This is a genomic window from Undibacterium sp. Ren11W, assembly GCF_049340485.1.
Taxonomy (GTDB): Bacteria; Pseudomonadota; Gammaproteobacteria; order Burkholderiales; family Burkholderiaceae_D; genus Undibacterium.
In genome coordinates this window covers 296,801-317,648 of record NZ_JBMPPB010000004.1, presented here as the reverse complement: position 1 = coordinate 317,648, position 20,848 = coordinate 296,801, and the positions used below count along the sequence as shown (strand labels likewise).

The following is a 20,848-nucleotide window of genomic DNA, read 5'->3' as shown; positions in this document are numbered from 1 at the left end:
ATTCTGTAAGTCTTGCAACAGATTAGCTATGCCAATACGGCACACACAGGCCTAGCCAAATGGCTGAAATTCCAAATCCAGGGACACGCCAGCCTCACCGAGAATTAAGGGTAAAGCTTGCGCAATATCTGCGACATGCTTGTGGCTAACAGAGCTGACAAGCGCTGGCTCAGTTGACTAAGGTCTAGGGCATCACGCGCGCCCTTCCAGACATCCACAAAGTCCGACATATTTTCGCTCAGCACCGCCTCTACCTCGGTTTGCCAAAACAGTGGCGCTTCGCCTTCGGCGAAATTGCCACGACCGCGGCCAAAATGCGCCACCGCCAGATAGCGTAGTAGCGCTGCCACCAACAGCGAGCGCAAAAAATCATCTGAAAAGCGCAGCTGTGGATGCTTCCTGTCAGTGCTGGTATTGAACGCCCAAGCTGCGCCGGCAAAACTGAGCGCACCGAGAATACCACCAACTAAGGCCCCGCCACCAAAACTTAAGCCACCCGCCATCAAATCGGCAGACAAACCCGTCGCCGCGCCGGATAACATGGCACCGAGTAAGCCAGCTTGTTTGGCATCCACGGGCGCGCGCACCACATACTGTTGATGCACGCGCTGATTGATTTTATGCGCAGCACCAGCATCTAGCCTATGCAGTTTGAGCAACTTAGCGGTAGTGGCGAGCACACTCTCATTGAGGCGTAACATCAATGGCTGCAGCGCTTTGTCATGGCGTTTTTGCTCGCGCTGTTTGCCCATACCGATCACCTTCAAGACCGTGCTTAACATCGCAGCGTCTTCCTGCGGTAGCGCTTCTACATCTTGCGCAGCCTGAATTAATTGCAGCGCAATCAAGGCCATCGCTGCCTGAAAACGGCTTTCATTCTCTTGCTGCCAGACCTGAAACAGGCTGGTGTAGGCGGACTTTTTATCGGCAGGAATCAGCTCGGCTAAGGCATCATAAAAAACCCGCTCATGCACCCAGCAGCGGGCAAAAGCATCCAGCGCCAGCACTTTTTGAACTACCGGATACGCGGCCAGATATGTCTGCCAGCGCTGCAACTCTGCCGACTCTTCCTGATGCGGCCGTGGCGGCCCCATTTGATTGAGTAAAATCACCACCGGCTTGCCTAACCATTGCAGTATCGCCATCTCGGGTGCCAGATAGCCGGCATCGTGCGGATCTTCAGATGAATTCACCAGATACAGCACCACATCCGCCGCCTCACGCGCCGTTCTCAGCGCTTGCTGACTCAGCCAAAAAGAACGATCACGATAACGGTCCAACACTTCGCGCAAAAACCAGCCAATAGGGTTATCCGACATACCCAGGCGCTTAGACAGACGCACGGAATCACCAAAGCCCGGCGTATCCCAGAGCAGCAGCTGATCGCCGGCCGGGTTCTGCAACAACGTATGCGACTCCGACAAACTGGTCACGTGCGGCGCATCACGCACCTCTCCTACATCAAGCCCCATCAGGGTTCTGGCCAACGTGGTTTTACCGGCATTGGTATGAGAAATGAGCGCAATTTGTATCTGCAGCGGAGTACTAAATGGCGTAGGCATAAGGAAATTTATTAGAAATCAATGTTAAGCGATCAAAGTTCAACGATCAAAGTTCAGGCAGACTAGCCCGAAGAGCCCGGCCAGCCGCGCGCTAGATCATCCGTGCTACGCTGAGTATCGCGTAAGTTCACCACCATGCACGCAACCTGATGGCTCGCACAAAATTGCCGCCATAGCGCGATACGTTCCTGCATGCGCTGCGCACCACCGGCTTGCGCGCCGACCCGCTCCAGATAAGCAGATTCGTCCAGCAAGGCCGCTACACTAGCGGCCGCGCCACCCTGCACAAAATAGTCCAGAAAAGCACCATGATTCTCTTGCTCAGGCGTGGCGCTGAGATTAAATAAAAGCATCGTCAATGCTTTTGCGTTCCTCTCTGAGGCGTCTGGCTTCAGGGCCGCATGCAGTTCTTCTCCATACGCGGTTGAAGGCCGCAACATGACGCGCACCTGTTCACCCAGTAAGCTCTGCGCCAGTGTCGTGAGATTTTTATCGCGGGCCTCGTCTAGCGTAAAGCCATAAGGAAAAACCCGCAATAACTGCTCGACCGCAGGGCCGATTTTTGCCGTCAGTTTTTGAAAATACGGCTGCGCCAGATTCAGCGAAAAGTTATTTCGCAGACGCCGCTCTTGCCAATACGCCAGTAAGGCCAGCGCCGTTCTTGGAATAATCACGATCAGCAGCAGCGTGCCCGCATATAAATGCACCCACAAAGCACCATCGGAACTAGCCACAGTTTGCGGCAGTTGCAGCGCCTGCACTTGCGCCAGCGAAAACCCTGGCAATAAAAATACACGCTGCACCGGCATAAACAGCAACGACAGCATCGCATGCACCTGCCCGGCATTGAGAAAGGTACTTTCCCATCCGGCCACATACTGCGACAAGGTGCCGCGCACATACAAAGAAATAATCACGCCCAGCGAAAAACTGGCGGCACTAAGATGGATGATACGACTGGCACGCGCTGCCAGCAGCGGGCCACTGAGCTGCAACCAATCGGCACTAAATTTACCCAAAGCAGTGACAAGCACAGCAGGCGTCGCACGCGGCAATCGGGTCGCTGCAGAGAGCGCAAAAACGGCGCTGCGTTTGAGCCCGGCAAAACTACCCCGCCCCACTCCCGGAAAAATCATCTGCGCCAGCAGCAAAACGTAAACCAATAAATTCCACCCGACAATCAGCAACAAAGGAGCCGACAACAAATCGACCCGATGCGGATCACTAATTCTATCGAGTAAGGCCCCGCACAAAAATGCCAGCAAAGGCAAACCCCAGCCGACTGCCGCCAATCGACTCTTACCAGCGACAAAGCGAGCCAGACCAGAGTGACGCTCAAGAATTTTTTTCAGAACTTGCTCGGCCCGGGTTTGCAAAAACAACTCCGGACTCAGCGCCACCCGCTGTTCGGCCGCCGCCCATTGCGCCAACTCATTGGCACTACGGCTAGCGTAGGAGCGATCATCGTCACTTAATATCTGGCGCTCAGCATCGGCATTCTCGATTGCCTGCACCAACACTATATTTCGGACCAATGATTCGTTCATGAAGCTCCTGATTTATTTGCCGGCGAATGGCAATAGAAAAAAGAACATTATAACGCTATCGAATTGATGCTAAAAGGCAAAGAAACATCAGGGAGATAAGTTACCCCCTTAAATGCCCATCCGATCAAGTTCAAGCACAAAAAACCGCTATGCGCATATTGCGCAAGCTAGCTGGGGCCGATAAAGCACGCCGCAATGCGATACGACGATCCCCCTCAAAGGGTGCGCTGCGTAATCGCCTAGTCTGCCGATACGCATCCTAGACTACTTCTGTGAAATTAAGCAAATAGAGGGAGTATTTTTAAGAGCGCGCATCCAATATGCGCTAACTGCCATGAATTCGCTGATACTGGCAGGAGTATGCCTTACAAGTTAAGACCACACCAAGAATAAGGACGGCTATCGCCGCCAGCGTATTGCGCCGCATAGTATCTCCAAACCGCGCTAGTTGCGCGCCTAACCCACACTGGAGTCAACAAGGCCAATCAGACGCAAATAATTTCCGTCGGGAACGCGGTCATGTGGCGATACGTCAGTGCCGTTCATTGTGCGCAGCGGTACTCGATGATTAAGCTCTAGAAAGGATGAGCACCTTCTTTAGTACTTAACGTTTGAGTCAGGGCCGAGCCAGCTTGCTGGCGATCCCCTGGATTGAATTGTTAGAAGGTTTACGGTTTCGCATCAACGTCGATCCTTAGCATTCTGGCATCGGAGGCGATAAGGTCATAGCGTTCGACGAAAGAGTGAATCTTTTCTCTGTTATCGCCGTAGGTGTAGCACCACTTTTCACAGGCTTGGCCAATAGCGGAGATCAGTTTTTGTAGGTTGTAATATCCAGTCTTGGTTTCGTCCAACACCACGTCAGGATGAATTTCACCAACGTAAGCAACTAACCTTCTAGCCTTGCCCGATTGTACTTTTCGCGAATCTAGATTGCTCATGTGCAAAAGAGAGTTTCGGTGCTCCCACAACTCTTCTGATGTGATGTTTAGGGATGCCATGTCAGCATAAGTGTTGAGCCACTTAACGAAGATGTTTTCACTATGACCATCTCCGAACTCCACAAATGCTATTGAATCTATGGCGACAACTAGAAGCTTTACCGCAGATACATAGTGCTGCTTTTGAAACAAAATACGGACAGGCTGAAAGAAGTCCGCATTTATGAGGCCGGTAAAGTCGAAGCCCGCTTCAGTGAAAAATGTTCCAAAGTAATCAACTGACATTGTCGAGCCTGCTAACGAATAGCGTTTATCCGCCGCACCAGAACGCAAAAATAAGATCCGCGGACTGCTTGCGGCGGATAAACCATATTGGACTGAAGCGCCTCCGCGACGGCCACGCCGGAGATTGTAAGCGATGCGCTTTCCGTAGCGCTAGCAATTTGACCATCAACCCGGCATTCGCAATCTTTGCGTAGGGTGCGCCATGCGCACCATTTGAAGCGATACTCGCCAAATTTACCTGCTGCCGATCCAGAACCAGCCGTGCGCATTCCCCCCCTACCGATGTGAACTCGGTGTGGCGTAATGGACTTCATCTATTACGTCGCATCAAATTTCAAAACAGGCAGCGCCACTGCGCATATTCCATGCGCTTCCTCAGTCACGCCGACTGGAAAGCCGCATGGGATATGCGCGTTGGCGAGGGTCGTTTTTAGCTTCCACGCAAGACTTTAGTTTGCCCCCCCGATTGCGCTATGAGCCTACGTGGGCAGCATAGTGACCGCCCACAACAAAAAAGCCGCCTACTCAAAGTGAGTAATGCGGCTTTCTCGGCTACACGACAATGTCGGCAGCGTATTGATGGAGGAGAGAGAGGGATTCGAACCCTCGGTACGTTCGCACGCACGCCTGATTTCGAGTCAGGTACATTCGACCACTCTGCCACCTCTCCAGGTGTTAACTTTTACTGCAAAAAAACTCTAGCAGGTCGACGCTAGAATTTTCTACAAAATTTATACTTGGCTGTTTAACTGGCATTTTGTAAAAAATTTAGAACGACTTAATTTTTTACAAAATTACGATATGGTGCGTTTTTTAAACCAACTATATCTTCACACAGAAATCGCTCTGAACTCCGAGCAACTTAAGCAAGCCCGCAATTATAGCAAGAATTTTTCTTTTCATCGCATGAATTTTCGCACTACATTTCAAAAGCACCCTAGGCTGATAAAAACCCACTGTAGACATACTGCTGTCACATATTAACCTTACCATAGGGAAATACTTGCGTTAAACAACAATGGGTATATCGCTTACATATCCATCTCGACTTATGCCGCTAGACATGCCACCGAAGACAGCAGATAGCGCGACTAGGCGAGCGCATCGATACTAGCGCGATTTTGCGTAAGTCTTCATTTACTTCAATTTTTACAAGGCACCTTCAATGGATTGCGCAATGACTGACGACACCCTTGAATATGCTTTTTACGAAGCAGTTTCAGATTCCGTAACTAGCGAAACTTTAAGTCAGGAAAAAAACGCTGCTGTACTGACGCAACTACATCGCATCATCCGCCATCAATTACTCAGTGCGCGTTTTCAGCCCATCATACAAATGCATAGCGGCGAGATACTCGGCTATGAGGGCTTGATACGTGGCCCGTCTGATAGTGCGCTGCACTCTCCTCTCAATTTATTTAAGGCCGCGGCGGAACATCATTTAACCGTGACCGTAGAACATCTATGTCGCCGTATCGTGTTAGAACAATTTGCCGCGCTAAATTTACCGGGCAAGTTGTTTCTCAATGTCAGTCCGGAGTGTCTACTACAACGCGACGCCAAGCATGGTGAAACCCTGGACTACATCCACGAACTGGGCATCAATCCGCAACGTGTAATTATAGAACTGACAGAATATCAGCCTACCCATGATTACAGCTTGCTAAGGGAAGCGGTTCTGCACTATAGAAATATGGGGTTTGAGATTGCGATTGATGATCTGGGCGAAGGTTTTTCCAGTCTGCGCCTGTGGTCTGAGCTCAAGCCTGAGTACGTAAAAATCGATATGCACTTCATCCAGGGCATCGATCTCGATCCGGTCAAAATGCAGTTTGTAAGATCGATACAAAGCATCGCCGAGCAATGTGGCACCCATGTCGTAGCCGAAGGCATAGAAACGCAAGCCGAATTAATCGCGATACGGGACTTGGGCGTTAGTTGCGGCCAGGGTTATCATATTGCCAGACCGCACGCGACACCCGACAAGGCGATTTCTGCCAATGTCGCCAAGCTCTTGAGCGGACATCTAAGCAACGGCAAACTACGCCAAAACGCGCGATTTGAACCTGAGTCGACGATAGAGAAAATACTCAAAACCCCGATCACGGTCAGATCCAGCATGCTCAACAATGAGGTTGACGCTCTGTTTTTACGCGATCCGAAACTGCAGATTATTCCGATTGTCGACGATGGCATTGCGATTGGGCTCATCAATCGCTATCACATGATAGATTGCTTCGCGCGCCCGTTTCAACGTGAGTTGTATGGCAAAAAGGCGTGCACGGTTTTTATGGAGGCATTGCCGATTATCGTCGACAAGAACACTAGCATGCAAGAGGTCAGCCACATCATTGTCGAGGCCAATCCCGATCAATTAATCAATGGCATCATCATTACCGATCAGGGCCAGTATTTAGGTCTGGGGACCGGCCCGGATTTGATGCGTGAAATAACTCAAATGCAAATCAAGGCGGCGCGCTACGCGAACCCTTTGACGCAACTACCGGGTAACGTGCCCATCAATGAGCATATCGACGAATTATTGCAAAAGCACACGTCCTTTGTCGCTTGTTATTGCGACCTCGATCACTTCAAACCATTTAACGATATGTATGGTTACCGGCGCGGCGACGACATCATACAAATGACGGGTGAAGTACTTATGCAGCATTGTGACGCGCAACATGATTTCATAGGACACATTGGCGGCGACGATTTTATTATCTTATTTCAGAGCAGCGATTGGGAGCAGCGCTGCCAGGCGATACTGGAAAATTTTGCTAGCGCGATACAAGATTTTTACAGCCACGAGGATAAGGCGCATGGCGGCTACCTGAGCGAAGACCGGCAAGGAAAAAAGGTATTTCACCCGTTGGTCAGTTTATCGCTGGGCGTAGTGAAGTCGCGCCCGCAACAATATTATTCGCATCATCAAATATCGATCGCGGCTTCTGATGCCAAAAAGCAGGCCAAGAAAATTCATGGCAACAGCTTGTTTATCGATCGCCGTAGTGAAACGGAAGCGAACAGTCTGCAAAAATAAAAAAACCGGCATTGCCGGTTTTTTTATAGCTTGATTTAGCTTGGCCTAGCTTTATTCCGCGGTCGGCGTCAATTTTTCTATGCCGGCCATATATGGACGCAAAGCTTCCGGTATCAGCACGCTGCCATCGGCTTGTTGATAGTTTTCTAAAACCGCGACCAAAGTACGGCCCACTGCCAGCGCCGAGCCGTTCAAGGTATGCACATACTCGGTTTTGCCTAACGCATTACGGAAGCGCGCTTGCATGCGGCGCGCCTGGAAATCACCCATATTAGAAATCGATGAAATTTCGCGGTAAGTATTTTGCGCCGGCAACCAGACTTCCAGATCGTAGGTTTTGCAAGATCCAGGACCTATGTCTCCGGTACACAAGCTCAATACGCGGTAAGGCAAACCGAGTTTTTTCAGTATCAGTTCAGCGTGAGCTACCATTTCTTCCAGCGTTTCAAACGACTTCTCTGGATGCACCACTTGTACTAATTCTACTTTATCAAACTGATGCTGGCGTATCAGGCCACGCGTATCGCGACCGTAACTGCCGGCCTCGGAGCGGAAACAGGCAGTGTGCGCTGTCATCTTAATCGGCAAGGCATCGAGCGCGACGATTTCATCGCGTACGGTATTGGTTAAGGTGACTTCGGCAGTAGGGATCAAATACAGAGTCTCGCCATCCCCCTCTTGCCCGCCCTTTTTCACCGCGAACAAATCTTCTTCAAATTTAGGCAATTGACCGGTACCGCGCATGGAGTCGGCGTTTACCATATACGGTGTGTAGTATTCGGTATAGCCGTTTTCCAAAGTCTGGGTATCGAGCATGAATTGCGCCAACGCACGATGCAAACGAGCGACTCCGCCTTTTAACACTGAAAAACGTGAGCCGGTTAATTTCACGGCCAATTCAAATTCCAAGCCCAGTGCCGCGCCCAGATCGACGTGATCTTTCACTTCAAAATCAAATACGCCCGGGGTTCCGACTTTACGTACTTCTACATTACTAGTCTCATCAACGCCGACTGGCACCGATGCATCCGGCAAATTAGGAATCGCCAGCATGAAATTAGTCATCAGTACCTGCACTTCACCCAGACGTAGTTCCGATGCTTTCAGTTCATCACCGATACCACCAACTTCTGCCATGACCGCTGAGGCATCTTCGCCCTTGCCTTTTAGCATACCGATCTGCTTGGATAAGGAATTGCGCTTACCTTGCAATTCTTCAGTACGAGTTTGAATTTGCTTGCGCTCCGCTTCTAAGGCATTAAAACTTGCCACATCAAGTTTAAATTTACGGGTTGCCAGGCGCGCAGCGACGCTGTCTATATCTTTGCGGAGTAGTTGGATATCAATCATGATGGACAGAGGCTAAATTATTAGTGTAAAGGAATCGGCTATTGTAGCAAGTGCGGCGAAATTTCCGTATAAAATCTGCCAAATTGGACCAGATATAGGTTTCTAGCTGAATATTTACGTATTATTATTGACATCATATTCAGACAAAACCTCAGCATAGCCATTGCTAATCAACGCCCCTACTCTACGCCAGACCAGCTCAAATGAAACCAGAACTCCCGCGCGACCAGATCAGCCGTCTGGAACAACTACCCAATATAGGCAAAGCGGGTGCTGCGGACTTGCGACTGATAGGCATACAGCATCCCAGCCAATTGATAGGACGCAACCCCTACGATATGTATGAAGATCTCTGCCTAGCCACCGCCAAACGCCACGACCCCTGCGTCTACGATGTATTTATTGCTGCGGTACGCTATATGGAAGGCGGGCCGGCACTTCCCTGGTGGGCGCATACCGAGGAACGCAAAGCACACCTAAATAGCAAGAAGCAATAAAGTCTTAGCTCGGGTAAAATATGCGCAAAAATAATGGTGCACGCCAAGATTATGCGTTTCAAACCGGATCTCCAGACGTATCTGAAGCCGGTCCCGCCCAGAATAAACCCTATTCCTGACAAATTTACTCAAGTTTGCTATACTTGAGTAAATAGCTCGGGATTAGATCAATAAATCCTGTCCTGCTGCACTTAGATTTTACTGTGGGAGTACCCAACTCATGCGCCTGACAACCAAAGGCCGTTTTGCTGTAACGGCAATGATAGACCTGGCTCTGCGCCAGGATAAAGGACCAGTGACTTTGGCCGGCATCAGCCAGCGCCAGGACATTTCCCTTTCCTATTTAGAGCAATTATTCGGAAAACTGCGCCGCCATGAGATAGTTGAATCGGTGCGTGGTCCCGGCGGCGGCTATCATCTAGCCCGCAAAGCCCAAAACGTCACTGTGGCAGACATCATTATTGCCGTCGATGAGCCGCTCGATGCCACCCAATGCGGCAGCAAAGGCAATTGCCACGGCAGCGATCACGACAATGGCATCCATTGCATGACGCATGACCTGTGGTCCACGCTTAACGCAAAAATGGTTGATTATCTTGATTCTGTGTCGTTACAGGATCTGGTTAATCAACAAAAACAAAAAACTTTGGATAAAAACGTCGTTGTCATGCGCCCTGTGCATGCTGTCCACACCGCTACTTGATAATTTGGAGTATTTAATGAACGCCCCTTTAACAAAAAATCTACTCGATACATTGAAATCACCGCACTTTCCTATTTATATGGATTATTCGGCGACGACGCCAGTTGACCCACGTGTGGCCGACAAGATGATCCCGTTTTTGCGCGCCCAGTTTGGTAATCCGGCATCACGTAGCCACATGTATGGCTGGGATGCGGAAGCAGCGGTAGAAGAAGCGCGCGGCCAGGTTGCCGCACTGGTCAATGCCGACCCGCGTGAAATCATCTGGACCTCAGGTGCTACCGAAAGCAATAACCTGGCATTGAAAGGCGCAGCCCAGTTCTACAAAGCCAAGGGTAAGCACATCATTACCGTCAAGACCGAGCATAAAGCCGTCTTAGATACCGTGCGTGAATTAGAGCGCCAGGGTTTTGAAGCGACCTATTTGCAACCGCAAGACAATGGCCTGATCACCATCGATCAATTAAAAGCGGCAATCCGTCCGGATACAATTCTGGTGTCAGTCATGTGGGTAAATAACGAGATAGGCGTGATTCAGCCTATCGCCGAAATCGGCGAACTATGTCGCGAAAAAGGCATCATTTTTCACTCGGATGCGGCACAAGCGACCGGTAAAGTCGTCATCGATCTGGAAAATACAAAAGTCGATTTAGTCTCTTTCTCGGCGCATAAATCCTATGGCCCAAAAGGTATCGGTGCTTTGTACATACGCCGCAAACCGCGCGTACGTATTGAGGCGCAAATGCACGGCGGCGGGCACGAGCGCGGCCTGCGCTCCGGCACCCTGCCACCGCACCAAATCGCCGGCATGGGCGAAGCTTTCCGCATCGCCAAAGAAGAGATGGAGAGCGAGTTGACGCACGTTCGAAGCATGCGCGATCGTCTCGCCAAAGGTTTGCAAGAAATTGAAGAAACCTATGTTAACGGCGACATGGAACATCGCGTACCGCATAATTTAAACGTCAGTTTTAATTATGTAGAAGGCGAATCGCTGATTATGGCGATTAAAGACATCGCTGTATCTTCAGGCTCCGCCTGTACTTCCGCCAGCCTAGAACCGTCCTACGTATTACGTGCACTGGGTCGTAGTGATGAACTGGCGCACAGCTCGATACGCTTTACCATCGGGCGCTTTACTACCGAAGAAGATATCGACTTTACGATCAATCTATTAAAAACCAAAGTGGCAAAACTGCGTGAACTGTCACCACTATGGGACATGTTTAAAGACGGGATAGATATTGCATCTATCCAATGGGCGGCGCACTAGTTTTTGCGCATACACTGAAACAACTTATTAGAGGTATCAAAATGGCATATTCAGAAAAAGTATTGGATCACTACGAGAATCCACGTAACGTCGGCGCTTTCGAAAAAGGCGACGAAACTGTCGGTACCGGCATGGTAGGCGCCCCCGCTTGCGGCGACGTCATGAAACTGCAGATCAAGGTCGGCGCGAATGGCATCATTGAAGACGCCAAGTTTAAGACCTATGGCTGCGGCTCGGCGATTGCTTCTTCATCGCTGGTAACCGAATGGGTTAAGGGTAAGACTTTAGATCAAGCACTATCGATCAAAAATACCCAGATCGCTGAAGAACTGGCTTTGCCACCGGTAAAAATTCACTGCTCAATTTTGGCCGAAGATGCAATCAAAGCAGCGGTATTGGACTACAAGACTAAACACGCGGCAGAGCAAAACGCCTGATGTTGGTATTGGATGTTAAGTACTAAATTTAAGCTTTGGCTAAAGTATTAAGCATTAAATATTACATATTCCGGATTAAGCATTGGAACGATCATGACTATCACATTGACTGAAAAAGCAGCTAAACACGTTACTCGCTATATGGAAAGACGCGGCAAAGGTATCGGCCTGCGTTTTGGCGTGCGCACTACGGGCTGCTCAGGCATGGCATATAAACTGGAATATGTGGACGAAGTGGGCAGCGACGATCAGATTTTCGAATCGCATGGTGTTAAGGTATTTGTCGATCCAAAAAGTTTACCTTACATCGACGGGACCGAACTCGATTTCGCACGAGAAGGCTTGAATGAGGGCTTTAAATTCTATAATCCCAACGTCAAAGACGAATGTGGTTGCGGCGAGAGTTTCCGGATTTCATAGGCGTTAGCAGATGCAGAATCATTTTGAGCTGTTTCAGCTACCGCAGCAATTTTCCATCGATCTGGCGGGCCTGGATGCCGCTTTTCGTGAAGTACAAATGAAGGTGCATCCGGATAAGTTCGTCCAGGCCAGCGATGCGGAAAAACGCGTTGCTATGCAATGGTCTACCCGCGCCAATGAAGCCTATCAAACTCTGAAAAAGCCTTTGAAGCGCGCCACCTATTTGTGCCAATTGCAGGGCGTGGATTTGCAAACCGAATCCAATACCAGCATGCCTGCCGCTTTCTTGATGCAGCAAATTGAATGGCGCGAAGCCTTTGATGATGCGCGTATCGCTAAAGATCAGCCAGCCTTGTTGGCGTTAGAGGCCGAGCTGCGCGCGGCACTCAAATTGCAACTGGAGCAGGTCGCGCAGGCACTGGATGCCCAAGATTTTTCTTTGGCGGCACAACAGATACGCGCCTGCATGTTCCTGGAAAAATTCATGAACGATATCGCGGCTTTAGACGAATAAAAATACGTAACACCGAATAACCCGGCAAAATAATTTTCTCATTTTGCCCTTATGCGATGGCTTGCCATCCACCCTACATTCATCATGGCTCTACTGCAGATTTCCGAACCTGGCATGTCCACCGCACCACACCAGCACAGGCTGGCCGTTGGCATAGACCTGGGCACGACCAATTCACTGATAGCGACTGTACGCAACAGTATTCCTGAAGTTCTCAACGATGAAGAGGGCCGCCCCTTATTGCCATCGGTAGTGCGTTATCTGCCTAACGGTCACGCGCATATTGGTTACAAGGCGCAGGCAGAACAAAGCAACGACCCGAAGAACACGATTATTTCGGTCAAGCGCTTCATGGGTCGCGGCTTGAAAGATATCGCGTATGCCGAACACCTGCCTTACGATTTCCACGATGAACCAGGTATGGTTCAGCTAAAGACTGTGGCTGGCATAAAAAGCCCGGTAGAAATTTCGGCGCAGATACTGGCGACACTTAGGCAGCAGGCCGAAGATGCGTTGGGCGACGATCTGGTCGGCGCCGTCATTACCGTACCCGCCTATTTTGACGATGCCCAGAGACAAGCGACCAAAGACGCCGCCAAACTGGCTGGACTCAATGTACTACGCTTATTAAATGAACCTACGGCTGCTGCAATCGCCTACGGCCTGGACAATGCCTCTGAAGGCACCTATGCGGTGTTCGATCTGGGCGGTGGCACTTTCGACATCTCTATCCTCAAAATGAGTAAAGGTGTATTTGAGGTGCTCTCCACCGGCGGCGACTCGGCCCTGGGCGGCGATGATTTTGATCACAGGCTATTTTGCTGGATACTACAAGAAGCCAAGTTAGCGCCTTTATCTGACGAAGATACGCGCATGCTGATGACCAAAGCACGCGAGGCAAAAGAGATTTTGTCGACCAAAACTTCTACCTACATAGACGCCAAATTACTATCAGGCGAAAGCGTACACCTGCAAATTCAGGCCAGTAGCTTTGTCGAAATGACGCAGAATTTGGTGGTAAAAACCATTACGCCTTGTCGCAAGGCTTTGCGCGATGCCGGTCTGGCCATTGATGATATCGACGGCGTTGTGCTGGTTGGCGGTGCCACCCGCATGCCTCACGTACGCAAGGCGGTTAGCGAATTATTTCAGACCACGCCACTGGCCAATATCGATCCGGATAAAGTAGTGGCGTTAGGCGCCGCAATACAAGCCAATTTATTGGCCGGCAACCGCGCCGCCGGCGACGACTGGCTATTGCTAGACGTGATTCCGCTATCATTAGGCATAGAAACCATGGGCGGACTGGCCGAGAAAGTCATCCCGCGCAACTCCACCATTCCATGCGCACGCGCCCAGGAATTCACCACATTCAAGGACGGACAAACCGCGCTGGCAATTCATGTGGTGCAGGGCGAACGTGAGTTGGTCAGCGATTGCCGTTCACTGGCACGTTTCGAACTACGCGGGATTCCACCGATGGCAGCTGGTGCAGCTCGCATACGCATCACGTATCAGGTCGATGCCGATGGTCTGTTGTCGGTCTCGGCACGCGAACTGCGTTCTGGCATAGAAACGTCGATTACCGTCAAACCATCTTACGGCTTAGCTGACGGAGACGTAGCGCGCATGCTACAAGACTCTTTCACCTCCGCCGAGGGCGACATGAAAATGCGCGCCATCAAGGAAGAGCAGGTGGAAGCCGAACGCATTTTACTGGCAACGCAATCTGCCCTGCTTGGCGATGCAGGCTTACTGTCTGCGGACGAACAAAACACGATTGCCAGTTTGATGAGCGAAGTCAGCAATCTGACCCACACAGAAAACCTAGACGCGCTCCATGCTGCCATAGTGGCACTGGCAGATGGCACCGAAGAATTTGCCGCCAGACGCATGGATCAAAGTGTGCGCAGCGCTTTAGCTGGCAAAAAACTAGAAGATATTTCCTGAATTGAGATAGAGGACAGCATGCCACAAATTATCGTACTACCTCACGCCGAGCTTTGCCCTGAAGGTGCCGTCATTGATGCAGAAGAAGGCCAATCCCTGTGTGAAGCTTTAGTTGAAAACGATGTCGCGATTGAACACGCTTGCGAGATGTCTTGCGCCTGCACCACTTGCCATGTGGTGATACGTGAAGGCTTTAAGTCATTAAATGGATCTAGTGATGATGAAGAAGACTTACTCGATGCCGCCTGGGGACTGGAAGCCTGCTCGCGTCTATCCTGCCAGGTCAAGTTAGGCAAGCAAGACATCACCATAGAGATTCCTAAATACACGATCAATCACGCGCGTGAAAATCACTAAACCGCTTTTTTGCGGTGAGTTTAACTAACTAGGCCAAGACAAGACGGCAAGAAGGGGAAACATATGAAATGGACTGATAGTTGGCAAATCGCGCAAGCACTTTACGACAAGTTTCCAGATATAGATCCCCTCACCGTACGCTTTACTGATCTGCACAACTGGGTCATAGCGCTAGCCGGATTTGATGACGATCCGCATCACGGGGGCGAAAAAGTATTAGAGGCCATACAAATGCGCTGGATAGAAGAAGCAAAGTAAGATTGCCGACTTGCCGAAATGCAAAAAACCTTTTACCATTAAAGAAAATTACTATTCGTTGGCTCTTTAGTATATTTTTGCGAATAGAAAATGCGCTTCAGGAAAATTCTTTCTAATACAAAAACTCATAAGCATTAACAGCAAACCATTAATTTGCCGCTTAATGAATATTTTCGCCAGTCCGACGACGCAGTACTGCAAAAGGATCTCGCAATGCAGTTTCGACAATTTCTCTACGCGCTACGTAGTCGAATCACTTTACGGCTAGCAATTATCCTGGCGGTCGTTTTCGGTCTTTTCTTTCCAGCAGCTTTACTGATCCCCTATCACTTACGCACTATCGAAGTTGGGGCGCGCATCAAGGTCGCAGCCGACCATCAACGGCTCACTGAAATACTCTCGGTCATACTGAGCGAACCACTCTGGCAAATCACACCAGAGATCGCCAACATCTCTAGCGAAGTGGTGTATTCCGACCCCAGGGTCGCGAAGATTGAAGTCATCACGCTACCTGATCGCAAATCATTTATTACTAATGATGTAAGAATGCACAGCCAAACCGGGCCGTTTACCAGCTTGAGCCGCGAAATTAAGCATGGCGAGCAAGCCATAGGCGAAGTAAAACTAACTCTGGCCGAAGATTTACTCAGAGAAGATCTGGAAGCTGATTTCCGGCGTTACGTCAGTACTGGCGTCTTGTCGCTGCTATTGGCTGTCGCTTTCATCCTAATGGTCTTGCAATGGCGCATGGTACAGCCTATCAGGCGTTTAATGAGTGAATCCGCACGCCTGGCCAACGGACAACTGAGCGAACCGATTGCCCTCAATCGTGGCGACGAGTTAGGGCAATTAGCCTTGAGTCTGGAAGCCACCCGGCAAGCCCTACAACGTAGCTTCCAGGAACTCGAGGTAAAAAATCAACAATTGCTTGAGTATTCAGGCGGCTTGGAATCCAAGGTTAAGCGCCGCACCCAGGAACTTGAGGATGCGAATATTAGTCTGGAAAGCGCCCTCAATAACGTTAATTCAGTACAAAACGAACTCGCCAGGGTCGAGCGCATGGCAGCGCTAGGCTCTATGGTGGCCGGGGTGGCACATGAACTCAACACACCTCTAGGTAACTGTTTACTGGTATGCAGCACGCTGGAGGATGAAACCCGGCATCTGGTGCGCCTGATGAACGAAGGCGGTATGCGGCGCTCTGATCTGACTAAATATACAGAAACGGCGACAGAATCGACTAAATTATTACTGCGTGGATTGCAGCAATCGGCACGTTTAGTGGGCGACTTTAAACAAGTTGCGGTCGATCAATCGAGCGCACAACGACGCCATTTTAACCTTTTGGTAATGCTACAAGAGCTGGTGGCCTTACTGGCCTCGAGCTTGCGCAAGACCCCGTTCATTCTGGAATTGAATATTCCTGACAATATTACTTTAGACAGCTACCCTGGCCCCTTAGGCCAGGTCTTTACCAATTTAGTCAATAACTCTGTGGCGCATGGCCTGGATGGTCTGGATAGCGGGCATATGCGTTGCAACGCCGAACTACAGGACGATCATGTGCTGATCACGTTTGAAGACGATGGATCCGGGATCCCGCCAGATATCATCAAGCGTATTTTTGAACCGTTTTTCACCACCAAATTTGGCCAGGGCGGTAGTGGTTTGGGGTTGAGTATTACCTTCAACATCATCACCAATGTGCTAGGCGGCGAGATCAAAGTAAGCAGCGTGATAGGCCAGGGATCCCGCTTTGAAATCCGCATACCTTTGGTCGCGCCTGGCAATCCAGAATCCGCGAACCCGCTGCTCAACAATTAGTCTGCAAACGACCAGGCGCAAATCGTCAAACCCTTGTTGTACCAGACCGTAACAGATTAAGGCAAATGTGCATCTTGCAGACTGCATCACATTTGGCGCATCCACTGCAGCCATAGCACCAAGCAAAAGTGCAGCGCAAGTAAAAATACCACATACCCGCCCCAGTATCATTTCAATGCGCAGTCAGCACATGCGTAAATGAGCATTTTATTGAAAAATGTAGGGGAGTATATTTCTTACACCTAGGGGTCTTACCTGAAAACGGGTTAACAGTTACAATCGCACAAAACTTTTTTGGCTCATCATGCAACAATACCTAGACTTCATGCGCCATGTTCAAGAACATGGCGCGATAAAAACTGACCGTACCGGTACCGGTACGCTGTCTGTTTTCGCACATCAGATGCGTTTTGATTTGAGCCAGGGCTTCCCCCTGGTCAGCACAAAAAAGCTGCATCTCAAATCCATCGTGCACGAATTAATCTGGTTTTTGGCCGGTTCTACCAACATCAAATACCTGAAAGAAAACGGCGTCTCAATCTGGGATGACTGGGCCGATGAAAATGGCAATCTGGGCCCCGTATATGGATCGCAATGGCGTAGCTGGCCCCTGCCCAACGGTGAGCATGTCGATCAGATTGCCCAAGTGGTAGAGCAGATCAAAAACAATCCGGACTCACGCAGGCTGATCGTCTCAGCATGGAATGTCGCCGACATTCCAAACATGAAATTACCGCCTTGCCATGCGCTGTTCCAGTTCTACGTCGCCGATGGCAAACTCTCCTGCCAACTGTATCAGCGTAGTGCCGATATTTTTCTGGGCGTGCCTTTCAATATTGCTTCGTATGCCTTGTTGACCCACATGATGGCGCAGCAAACTGGCTTAGAAGTCGGTGAATTTATCTGGACCGGTGGCGATTGTCACCTGTATGCCAACCATCTCGATCAGGTTAAAGAGCAACTCTCACGCAGCCCCCTGCCTTTGGCTAAGTTAATTATCAAACGCCAGCCCGAGTCTATTTTCGATTATCGATTCGACGATTTTGAGTTCGCCGATTATCAGTTTCACCCACATATCAAAGCGCCAGTCGCAGTCTAGAGGAGCATTTCATCATCATGTCATCGCTCACGATTATAGTTGCCACTGATAAGAAAAATGGCATAGGGATACAGAACACGCTGCCATGGCATCTGCCTGAGGATCTCGCGCATTTCAAGCGAACCACCAGCGGCCATGCCATTATCATGGGAAGAAAAACCTTTGAATCTATCGGCCGGGCCTTGCCAAATAGACGCAATATCGTCATTACCCGCAATCCAGAATGGCAGCATGCGGGCGTCGAGAGCGTTAGTTCACTGGCGGCGGCGCAAGCTCTGGTGGCGCAAGAGCATGCTTACATTATCGGTGGTGCCGAGATTTACCAGCAGGCTTTAGGCTTAGCAGATCAACTGATCATTACCGAGATAGACCAAGAATTCGCGTGTGACGCATTTTTCCCGGAAATAACGCCACAAGCATGGAAGGAAGTTGAGCGAGAGTCGCAGCACTCGGACGCCAACCAATTCAATTACGCATTTGTCATATATAAAAGAAGATAGGAAATAACATGTCAGCAGAAGGTTTTCACGTACACGGCCCGCATGATCATGAGCTCGAGCATGCGGCACACGGCAACGACCAGTTCGCCAGCAAAATTGCCGTCATGACCGCCATTATGGCAACGGTAGGCGCGCTCTTCGGCTTTCAAGGTGGTGCCACCCAAAATGACGCCGCCATGTTTAAAAATGAAGCAGCAATTAAAAAAACCGAAGCTGCCAATCAATGGAACTTCTACCAGTCCAAGTCCAGCAAACAAAATCTGGCTGAATTGGCGATGATACTTCCGGGTGCCGACGTCGAAAAATACAAGACCAAAGTAGCGCGCTACGACACAGAAAAAGAAGCGATTAAACTGGTCGCAGAAAAATTTGAAGCTGAATCGACAGAGTGGGATAAAAAATCCGAAGCGGCACTGCATCAGCACCATCGATGGGCGCAAGCAATGACTGCCTTGCAAATTGCGATTTCACTGGCCGCCATCACCTTGCTGACCAAGAAAAAATGGCTGCAATTTACCTCGTATGGCGTCGCAGCTGCGGGCGTTGGCATCGCGGCCTTAGCCTGGTTACATATCTAAAAAAAGAAAATAAAAAAATGAAAAAATATCTCGCTCTTGCCTTACTGTTTGGAGCATCGTTTACTGCATTGACTGCCCACTCTCAGGTTCTCGATTTCGCACAGCTCACACCTACTCCTTATATACAGGGAAATGTTAACTTTTCCTTAGGAGCCGTGGTCATCTCTGCACCTAAGTACTCGGGTTCGGATGAGCGCCGCATTGCCGCCTATCCAGCCTTCGACGCACAATGGAAAAATGGCGTATTTTTCAGTGCAGTATCAGGTCTTGGCTATAACTTCTCCAAAGACCCGATGCTGCAATACGGCGTGCGCATGACCGCCGAACCAGGACGCGACGAAACAAAGTCAGCTAAATTAAAAGGTCTGGGTGATATTGATACCACGGTAGAACCTGGCGCATTTTTCAACTACTACATCAACCCTACCTATGCGGTTCTGTCCTCATTGCGCTACGGCTCTGGCATCGACCACAACGGAGCGCAGTTGAGCCTGGGCGGCCGCTATTTCCGGCCTATCAATGCGCAACATCGCTTCTCGGCTTTGTTCAGTGTGAATTGGGCAAATGGCACCTATATGCAATCTTATTACGGTGTCAGCGCGCAGCAAGCCGCTGCCAGCGCTTATAGCCAATATGCAGCGGGTGCTGGCTTGACCGACATGAAAATCGGCGCCAACTGGCATTGGAGTATAGACACCAACTGGACGCTGATTACCGGCACTTCGGTGAAACATTTACTCGGTGACGCCGCCAATAGTCCGTTCGTATTTCAAAAAACGCCGATCACGGTGTTTTCATCGGCAAGCTATAGATTCTAAAGTTCACAGCACAAAAAAAATCTGTATCACGTCAAAGCGATACAGATTTTTTTGCATCTTGGTATGCCCTACTCAACCAATTGAAGCGATTTACTTCTTCAAATCTTTTTCCATTTTATCTGCGGCTTCTGCTTTTTTCTCATTCATAGCAGTTTTAGAGGCTTTTTTATTTACGCCCAGTTTTTCATCCGCTGCTTTCACTTTAGCTTTGTAACTAGCAGAAGAAGCTGCATCTAACTCACGCTTGACGACCAAAGCATCTTTTCCTTCAGCCGCAGCTGCCTTAGCTTTCGCCGCATTTTCTTTCTTCTCTGCAGCCAACTCCGCTTTAGCCTGTGCTTTGCTTGCGCTGTATTCTTTGCGTGCCGCTTTAACTTCCGCTTTTTTCGCCTTTTCCGCATCACTCATTGCAACCCGACCTTGCACAATAGGGTCAGTAGAAGTAGTTGCCGCTTGCACTGCATACGGGCTCGATAACAAAGCCAAAGTCGCCAGGATATTAACAATTTTATTCATTTTATTTCCTTATAAATTTAAGAGAAAGAGCTTTTTACCACAACAAAAAGATAGCATTCAACAAACAAATACTCAAGTACTTGTTCTAGTCTCAGCACAGATAGCCACAAATGAGATGAAAACGCCGCAAATAATATGCAGCCATTGGTAATTGATACGCACTAGCTTGAAGACCTCAAAGCCTAGAGTCAAACGAGCGACCTATAATGATGTGCAAACAGCATTTTTTTGCAAAACAACAAAGTCAGTTATATTGACAGATGACAACAGCATGAAATCTTTGAAATTTGGACTTATTTCAGCGTATTTTTTTACATCTGTGTCCACATATCTGAGAGAATTCGATTCTTTAAAATTTTTGGCGCGCAAGCGGTTTAGC

The 20,848-nt window shown here is 49.5% G+C and carries 20 protein-coding genes and 1 tRNA gene; 15 read left to right on the top strand and 6 right to left on the bottom strand.

Going from position 1 to position 20,848, the window contains the following annotated elements; all coding sequences use genetic code 11:
- Nucleotides 1-104 precede the first annotated feature (104 nt).
- The 4 genes from ACO0K8_RS12070 to ACO0K8_RS12055 all read right to left on the bottom strand — a co-directional run bounded on the left by ACO0K8_RS12070 (nucleotide 105) and on the right by ACO0K8_RS12055 (nucleotide 5,005).
- Complete coding sequence (locus ACO0K8_RS12070; RefSeq protein ID WP_422946894.1) at nucleotides 105-1,562, bottom strand: DUF3482 domain-containing protein; 1,458 nt, start codon at nucleotides 1,560-1,562, stop codon at nucleotides 105-107.
- Between the two features lie 62 nt (nucleotides 1,563-1,624).
- Nucleotides 1,625-3,109, bottom strand: a complete 1,485-nt coding sequence (locus ACO0K8_RS12065) for a DUF2868 domain-containing protein (protein ID WP_422946893.1) — start codon at nucleotides 3,107-3,109, stop codon at nucleotides 1,625-1,627.
- Nucleotides 3,110-3,777: 668 nt separating this feature from the next.
- Nucleotides 3,778-4,383 carry a hypothetical protein gene (locus ACO0K8_RS12060; protein ID WP_422946892.1) on the bottom strand — a complete coding sequence of 202 codons (606 nt, stop codon included), beginning with the start codon at nucleotides 4,381-4,383 and terminating at the stop codon, nucleotides 3,778-3,780.
- Between the two features lie 532 nt (nucleotides 4,384-4,915).
- Nucleotides 4,916-5,005, bottom strand: a tRNA-Ser gene (locus tag ACO0K8_RS12055).
- A gap of 507 nt (nucleotides 5,006-5,512) precedes the next feature.
- Between ACO0K8_RS12055 and ACO0K8_RS12050 the strand changes: the two genes are divergently transcribed.
- The gene (locus ACO0K8_RS12050) at nucleotides 5,513-7,378 is read left to right on the top strand and encodes a GGDEF domain-containing protein (protein WP_422946891.1); all 1,866 of its coding nucleotides are present in this window, start codon (nucleotides 5,513-5,515) and stop codon (nucleotides 7,376-7,378) included.
- Nucleotides 7,379-7,429: 51 nt separating this feature from the next.
- On the opposite strand, the gene serS is transcribed toward ACO0K8_RS12050, so the two are convergent.
- Nucleotides 7,430-8,728, bottom strand: coding sequence for a serine--tRNA ligase (gene serS / locus ACO0K8_RS12045; RefSeq protein ID WP_422946890.1), 1,299 nt, complete (start codon nucleotides 8,726-8,728; stop codon nucleotides 7,430-7,432).
- Between the two features lie 203 nt (nucleotides 8,729-8,931).
- Here serS and ACO0K8_RS12040 point away from each other — a divergent pair, with 203 nt between their 5' ends.
- The 14 genes from ACO0K8_RS12040 (at nucleotide 8,932) to ACO0K8_RS11975 (ending at nucleotide 19,953) form a co-directional block, all read left to right on the top strand.
- Nucleotides 8,932-9,225 carry a helix-hairpin-helix domain-containing protein gene (locus ACO0K8_RS12040; RefSeq protein WP_422946889.1) on the top strand — a complete coding sequence of 98 codons (294 nt, stop codon included), beginning with the start codon at nucleotides 8,932-8,934 and terminating at the stop codon, nucleotides 9,223-9,225.
- A gap of 220 nt (nucleotides 9,226-9,445) precedes the next feature.
- On the top strand, nucleotides 9,446-9,928 hold the full coding sequence (gene iscR, locus ACO0K8_RS12035) for a Fe-S cluster assembly transcriptional regulator IscR (protein WP_422946888.1): 483 nt from the start codon (nucleotides 9,446-9,448) through the stop codon (nucleotides 9,926-9,928).
- Nucleotides 9,929-9,944: 16 nt separating this feature from the next.
- The gene (locus ACO0K8_RS12030; RefSeq protein ID WP_422946887.1) at nucleotides 9,945-11,198 is read left to right on the top strand and encodes an IscS subfamily cysteine desulfurase; all 1,254 of its coding nucleotides are present in this window, start codon (nucleotides 9,945-9,947) and stop codon (nucleotides 11,196-11,198) included.
- A 41-nt stretch (nucleotides 11,199-11,239) separates the two neighbouring features.
- Entirely contained in the window at nucleotides 11,240-11,635 is a 396-nt protein-coding gene (gene iscU, locus ACO0K8_RS12025) for a Fe-S cluster assembly scaffold IscU (protein ID WP_422946886.1), read from the top strand.
- Nucleotides 11,636-11,728: 93 nt separating this feature from the next.
- Nucleotides 11,729-12,055 carry an iron-sulfur cluster assembly protein IscA gene (iscA, locus tag ACO0K8_RS12020; RefSeq protein WP_422946885.1) on the top strand — a complete coding sequence of 109 codons (327 nt, stop codon included), beginning with the start codon at nucleotides 11,729-11,731 and terminating at the stop codon, nucleotides 12,053-12,055.
- 10 nt (nucleotides 12,056-12,065) lie between these two features.
- Complete coding sequence (hscB, locus tag ACO0K8_RS12015; protein WP_422946884.1) at nucleotides 12,066-12,569, top strand: Fe-S protein assembly co-chaperone HscB; 504 nt, start codon at nucleotides 12,066-12,068, stop codon at nucleotides 12,567-12,569.
- An 84-nt stretch (nucleotides 12,570-12,653) separates the two neighbouring features.
- The gene (gene hscA, locus ACO0K8_RS12010) at nucleotides 12,654-14,519 is read left to right on the top strand and encodes a Fe-S protein assembly chaperone HscA (RefSeq protein WP_422946883.1); all 1,866 of its coding nucleotides are present in this window, start codon (nucleotides 12,654-12,656) and stop codon (nucleotides 14,517-14,519) included.
- 18 nt (nucleotides 14,520-14,537) lie between these two features.
- The gene (fdx, locus tag ACO0K8_RS12005; protein ID WP_422946882.1) at nucleotides 14,538-14,876 is read left to right on the top strand and encodes an ISC system 2Fe-2S type ferredoxin; all 339 of its coding nucleotides are present in this window, start codon (nucleotides 14,538-14,540) and stop codon (nucleotides 14,874-14,876) included.
- 63 nt (nucleotides 14,877-14,939) lie between these two features.
- Entirely contained in the window at nucleotides 14,940-15,134 is a 195-nt protein-coding gene (iscX, locus tag ACO0K8_RS12000; protein ID WP_422946881.1) for a Fe-S cluster assembly protein IscX, read from the top strand.
- Between the two features lie 213 nt (nucleotides 15,135-15,347).
- The gene (locus tag ACO0K8_RS11995) at nucleotides 15,348-16,958 is read left to right on the top strand and encodes a sensor histidine kinase (protein ID WP_422946880.1); all 1,611 of its coding nucleotides are present in this window, start codon (nucleotides 15,348-15,350) and stop codon (nucleotides 16,956-16,958) included.
- Nucleotides 16,959-17,262: 304 nt separating this feature from the next.
- The gene (locus tag ACO0K8_RS11990) at nucleotides 17,263-18,057 is read left to right on the top strand and encodes a thymidylate synthase (RefSeq protein WP_422946879.1); all 795 of its coding nucleotides are present in this window, start codon (nucleotides 17,263-17,265) and stop codon (nucleotides 18,055-18,057) included.
- 17 nt (nucleotides 18,058-18,074) lie between these two features.
- Complete coding sequence (locus tag ACO0K8_RS11985; RefSeq protein WP_422946878.1) at nucleotides 18,075-18,557, top strand: dihydrofolate reductase; 483 nt, start codon at nucleotides 18,075-18,077, stop codon at nucleotides 18,555-18,557.
- 8 nt (nucleotides 18,558-18,565) lie between these two features.
- A complete protein-coding gene (locus ACO0K8_RS11980; RefSeq protein ID WP_422946877.1) occupies nucleotides 18,566-19,135 on the top strand; it encodes a DUF4337 domain-containing protein in 570 nt (189 codons plus the stop codon).
- A 17-nt stretch (nucleotides 19,136-19,152) separates the two neighbouring features.
- On the top strand, nucleotides 19,153-19,953 hold the full coding sequence (locus ACO0K8_RS11975; protein WP_422946876.1) for a MipA/OmpV family protein: 801 nt from the start codon (nucleotides 19,153-19,155) through the stop codon (nucleotides 19,951-19,953).
- 90 nt (nucleotides 19,954-20,043) lie between these two features.
- On the opposite strand, the gene ACO0K8_RS11970 is transcribed toward ACO0K8_RS11975, so the two are convergent.
- The gene (locus tag ACO0K8_RS11970; protein ID WP_422946875.1) at nucleotides 20,044-20,469 is read right to left on the bottom strand and encodes a hypothetical protein; all 426 of its coding nucleotides are present in this window, start codon (nucleotides 20,467-20,469) and stop codon (nucleotides 20,044-20,046) included.
- Nucleotides 20,470-20,848 lie beyond the last annotated feature (379 nt).

Bases quoted from the DNA above. Each gene is read 5' to 3' on its own strand.
- ACO0K8_RS12070 (WP_422946894.1), bottom strand. From the start codon at position 1,562: ATGCCTACGCCATTTAGTACTCCGCTGCAGATACAAATTGCGCTCATT.
- ACO0K8_RS12065 (WP_422946893.1), bottom strand. From the start codon at position 3,109: ATGAACGAATCATTGGTCCGAAATATAGTGTTGGTGCAGGCAATCGAG.
- ACO0K8_RS12050 (WP_422946891.1), top strand. From the start codon at position 5,513: ATGACTGACGACACCCTTGAATATGCTTTTTACGAAGCAGTTTCAGAT.
- serS (WP_422946890.1), bottom strand. From the start codon at position 8,728: ATGATTGATATCCAACTACTCCGCAAAGATATAGACAGCGTCGCTGCG.
- ACO0K8_RS12040 (WP_422946889.1), top strand. From the start codon at position 8,932: ATGAAACCAGAACTCCCGCGCGACCAGATCAGCCGTCTGGAACAACTA.
- iscR (WP_422946888.1), top strand. From the start codon at position 9,446: ATGCGCCTGACAACCAAAGGCCGTTTTGCTGTAACGGCAATGATAGAC.
- ACO0K8_RS12030 (WP_422946887.1), top strand. From the start codon at position 9,945: ATGAACGCCCCTTTAACAAAAAATCTACTCGATACATTGAAATCACCG.
- iscU (WP_422946886.1), top strand. From the start codon at position 11,240: ATGGCATATTCAGAAAAAGTATTGGATCACTACGAGAATCCACGTAAC.
- iscA (WP_422946885.1), top strand. From the start codon at position 11,729: ATGACTATCACATTGACTGAAAAAGCAGCTAAACACGTTACTCGCTAT.
- hscB (WP_422946884.1), top strand. From the start codon at position 12,066: ATGCAGAATCATTTTGAGCTGTTTCAGCTACCGCAGCAATTTTCCATC.
- hscA (WP_422946883.1), top strand. From the start codon at position 12,654: ATGGCTCTACTGCAGATTTCCGAACCTGGCATGTCCACCGCACCACAC.
- fdx (WP_422946882.1), top strand. From the start codon at position 14,538: ATGCCACAAATTATCGTACTACCTCACGCCGAGCTTTGCCCTGAAGGT.
- iscX (WP_422946881.1), top strand. From the start codon at position 14,940: ATGAAATGGACTGATAGTTGGCAAATCGCGCAAGCACTTTACGACAAG.
- ACO0K8_RS11995 (WP_422946880.1), top strand. From the start codon at position 15,348: ATGCAGTTTCGACAATTTCTCTACGCGCTACGTAGTCGAATCACTTTA.
- ACO0K8_RS11990 (WP_422946879.1), top strand. From the start codon at position 17,263: ATGCAACAATACCTAGACTTCATGCGCCATGTTCAAGAACATGGCGCG.
- ACO0K8_RS11985 (WP_422946878.1), top strand. From the start codon at position 18,075: ATGTCATCGCTCACGATTATAGTTGCCACTGATAAGAAAAATGGCATA.
- ACO0K8_RS11980 (WP_422946877.1), top strand. From the start codon at position 18,566: ATGTCAGCAGAAGGTTTTCACGTACACGGCCCGCATGATCATGAGCTC.
- ACO0K8_RS11975 (WP_422946876.1), top strand. From the start codon at position 19,153: ATGAAAAAATATCTCGCTCTTGCCTTACTGTTTGGAGCATCGTTTACT.
- ACO0K8_RS11970 (WP_422946875.1), bottom strand. From the start codon at position 20,469: ATGAATAAAATTGTTAATATCCTGGCGACTTTGGCTTTGTTATCGAGC.